4 protein-coding genes and 1 pseudogene are annotated in these 3433 nt (G+C 54.0%); 3 read left to right on the top strand and 2 right to left on the bottom strand.

Annotation, left to right across the window (positions count from 1 at the left end; all coding sequences use genetic code 11):
* Positions 1-82 (top strand): annotated as a pseudogene (locus AACY52_RS28230) (AAA family ATPase); the annotation flags it as partial.
* A gap of 41 nt (positions 83-123) precedes the next feature.
* Complete coding sequence (locus AACY52_RS28225; RefSeq protein ID WP_339561061.1) at positions 124-1581, top strand: IS1182 family transposase; 1458 nt, start codon at positions 124-126, stop codon at positions 1579-1581.
* 172 nt (positions 1582-1753) lie between these two features.
* On the opposite strand, the gene AACY52_RS28220 is transcribed toward AACY52_RS28225, so the two are convergent.
* Both AACY52_RS28220 and AACY52_RS28215 read right to left on the bottom strand, forming a co-directional pair.
* Positions 1754-2161 carry a hypothetical protein gene (locus tag AACY52_RS28220; protein ID WP_339561060.1) on the bottom strand — a complete coding sequence of 136 codons (408 nt, stop codon included), beginning with the start codon at positions 2159-2161 and terminating at the stop codon, positions 1754-1756.
* A gap of 246 nt (positions 2162-2407) precedes the next feature.
* Entirely contained in the window at positions 2408-2668 is a 261-nt protein-coding gene (locus AACY52_RS28215; protein ID WP_034103363.1) for a DUF3630 family protein, read from the bottom strand.
* A gap of 302 nt (positions 2669-2970) precedes the next feature.
* Between AACY52_RS28215 and AACY52_RS28210 the strand changes: the two genes are divergently transcribed.
* Entirely contained in the window at positions 2971-3183 is a 213-nt protein-coding gene (locus AACY52_RS28210) for a hypothetical protein (RefSeq protein WP_339561059.1), read from the top strand.
* The last annotated feature ends 250 nt before the right edge of the window (positions 3184-3433 follow it).

Genomic DNA, 3433 nt, shown 5'->3' with positions numbered 1-3433 from the left:
CAACGCTTATCGGATCGAACTGAAGGGCGAATCGATGCGCAGGCGCGCAACGAAATTGACGGCGACAGAGACTTCAGACTAACAATGCAAACCTGCGTCGCTGCGCTCCGACTGCCTGGCCGGATGACCGTGGAACAGGTGGCCGGATGTTGGTGGGCTGGGTGGCCGGATGGCGTGGAATGCGCACTGCTTCCCGAAAGCCTTGACGACTACGTCAGTGATACCAATCCGGTGCGCGTAGTCGACGTCTTTGTCGACGAACTCGACTTAGTCAATTTGGGGTTTGATAGCGCTATTCCTGCTGATACAGGCCGACCTGGTTATCACCCTGCGATCCTGCTAAAGATCTACATCTACGGCTATCTCAACCGAATTCAGTCGAGCCGGCGCCTGGAGCGAGAAGCCCAGCGTAACGTCGAATTGATGTGGCTGACCGGGCGTTTGATTCCGGACTTCAAGACCATTGCCAACTTCCGAAAAGAAAACAGCAAGGCCATCCGAGGCGTCTGCCGCCAGTTCGTTATGCTGTGTCAGCAGTTGGGATTGTTTGGAGAAAATCTGGTCGCCATCGACGGCAGTAAATTCAAGGCCGTCAATAACCGCGACCGCAATTTCACCAGCGCCAAGCTGAAACTGAAACGGCGGATGGAAGAAATTGAATCGAGTATCAATCGGTACCTGATTGCGCTCGACGAAACCGATCAACAAGAACCCTCGGTCGCTCAGCCCAAGGCTGCTCGTCTGCAAGAGAAAATCGACAAGCTCAAAGCTCAGATGAAAGAGTTGCACGTCATTGAAACTCAGCTCAACGAATCACCTGATAAACAGGTCTCACTGACCGATCCAGACGCCCGTTCCATGATGACGCGCGGCACTGGAATCGTCGGTTACAACGTGCAGACAGCGGTGGATACCCAGCACCATTTGATCGTTGCCCATGAGGTGACTAACGTCGGTTCCGACCGCGATCAACTCAGCTCAATGGCCAAGCAGGCCCGCGAGGCTATGGCGTCAGAAACGTTGTCGGTAGTGGCTGATCGAGGTTACTTCAAAAGCGAAGAGATCCTGGCTTGTCACGATGCAGGCATCACTGCCTATGTGCCCAAGCCGATGACCTCTGGGGCCAGAGCGGACGGGCGTTTCAATAACGATGCCTTCATCTATGACGCGGTAAAAAACGAATACATTTGCCCGGCTGGAGAAGCACTGATCTGGCGCTATACCACCATTGAAAAAGGCCTGACGTTACACCGTTACTGGAGTTCGAAATGTAGAGGCTGCGCAATGAAACCGCAGTGCACACCGAGTACGGAACGGCGGGTTCGACGCTGGGAGCATGAAGCTGTACTGGAGGAAATGCAGAACAGGCTGAGCAACGCGCCGGAGATGATGCGAGTCCGCAAGCGTACGGTCGAGCATCCCTTCGGGACACTCAAACAATGGATGGGCGCCACACATTTCCTGACACGAAAGCTGAACGGAGTAAGTGCGGAGATGAGCTTGAACGTCCTCGCCTACAACTTGAAACGAGTCATTAAAATTCTCGGTACCAGCGGTTTAATGAAGGCGCTGTCGGCCTGAAGAAGTCTGTATTTTGGCCACCCAGCAAGGTAGACGTGGTGCTAGGGGCTCCCAGGCCCTCGTGATGATCCGCAGAACTTGTTGTGAGCAATTACTCAGCTAACAGCCGTCAGCGCTGCACGCCGACAGTGCACCAGCGCGTTTTTACACACTCTGGGCCAAAAGCGGCCGCTCATCCACTACGCTTGTCGCTTTCTCCAGCAGCTATCGACAGGATAGCGTTGTATTCACCCCCTTCAGGGAGATATGAAATAAAGTCGGCACCTGCATACTTTTCCAGCCAAAGACGGCCACAACCTTCGCACTCGTAAACGGTCGAAAATTCGCGGACCTGGATGCTACCTAGTTGGTCGACCAAATTGTCAGCAGCTTTAGTCTGAGGTGCCGGCTCCCCGCCCGCACTAGCGATTAGCGCTGCGATATCTCTCGGCTCAGCGGCCACGAGGAAATCTTTAATCTTGCCAAGAAACCCATCCCAAAAAGTCTCCTCCTTCTGGTCGCGAAGCAAACCAGCTTTGTAGGGCAACGAGTCAGGCTGATCGACAATCACATGCCCACATATGCAACCAAACTTGCTCATCTGATCTCCAAATTCTCGTTTTCGACCACTTGGCTAAACTCTAGAATATGCCACAGCTGGGGACCGATGGATCATGCAACCCCAATTGAAGTGTCCTCTGGCACAGGATAGGGCTTCGGTAGCCCCTTTGGGTCGACTGTAGCCCTTCGCGACAGGCAGAAATCGGCCAAAAGCTGACGGTGGCTACAGGCAGAAATCGACCCACTGCTGCCGTCTAGATCAGATGTCATCTTTGTTGGAGCGGGCTTACCCGCAAAGAGGCTGCTTGAGCAACGCACATACTCTTCGAGCGATGTCATCTGCGCCATCGGGAATGTCCACTGAAATGCCTAAATAGTGTTCAAGGTGCAGGGTGAGCGTGTGTTCATCTACCAACAGATCCCAGTAGCGCTGGTCTTGACCATCGAGCCTCTCTTTCCAGCAACCTCCCAGCCCTTGCTCAAGAACCCGGGCCACGTCCTCGAAAAGCGTCCAGTCGGCTTCTTCTGATACTTCAATCCTCACCATGCGTCACCTCACCACCAGTAGTCCCCCGATTCTGGTGGCTCCTGCGGATGGTCGCAATGGGTCGACTGCTGCCGGTCATGAGCGAAAAACATCAGCCTTTTCGGTGATGGATTGGACTAAACCTACAGACCTTATAATTCGCACCCTCCGGCCCCACTCAAAAAACCTGTACCACTTTCGTACCACGGTGCCTATCACGAGCGATAGTTCCACCCTCCTATCTGCTCTAGGAGCTTTACGCTTATCCTTTGCTGACCGGGGCTTGCTTTTGCAGGTCATTTCCCGCAACACGAGGAGTCAGCATGGCAAATGAAGGCAACGTAGGTGTGGCGTATTTGATTGAGTGCTCCGAGCGCGCGACGACCGACCGTCAACGCAGTGCGATCTATGCGGCACTCGCCGAGGCCGGGGGCGATGCAGCGCAGGAGTATCTGGTTGAGCTGGCTCGCTATGAAAAGTCGGAAACCAAAAAGGCCACGCTGATCAAGCTGATCGGAAGGGCCAGCCGGGAGTAATTGCGTTACCAATGACGCCGCTTATGTTCAAAAGGCTCCCGCATCTAAGCCAGGTGTGGGGGCCTTTTTGGCACTGTGGAAACCACCACCGTCAGAGCTGGTATGCGCCGTGTCGCGCTGCAATGTAGTGGTCTAATTTCCCCGGACACCTCGATAGGTGGAGAATGCATCTATCGAGGAGTTTTTCATGACTGGCAAACGCAGGACATTCGACGACAGCTTCAAGCTGCAAGTCGTAAAAATGATCAAG

The sequence above is a fragment of the Pseudomonas sp. EA_65y_Pfl1_P113 genome, assembly GCF_963970525.1.
Lineage (GTDB): Bacteria > Pseudomonadota > Gammaproteobacteria > Pseudomonadales > Pseudomonadaceae > Aquipseudomonas > Aquipseudomonas tritici.
Note: the sequence above shows the minus strand (reverse complement) of the source record. Positions and strands in the feature narration are given on the sequence as shown.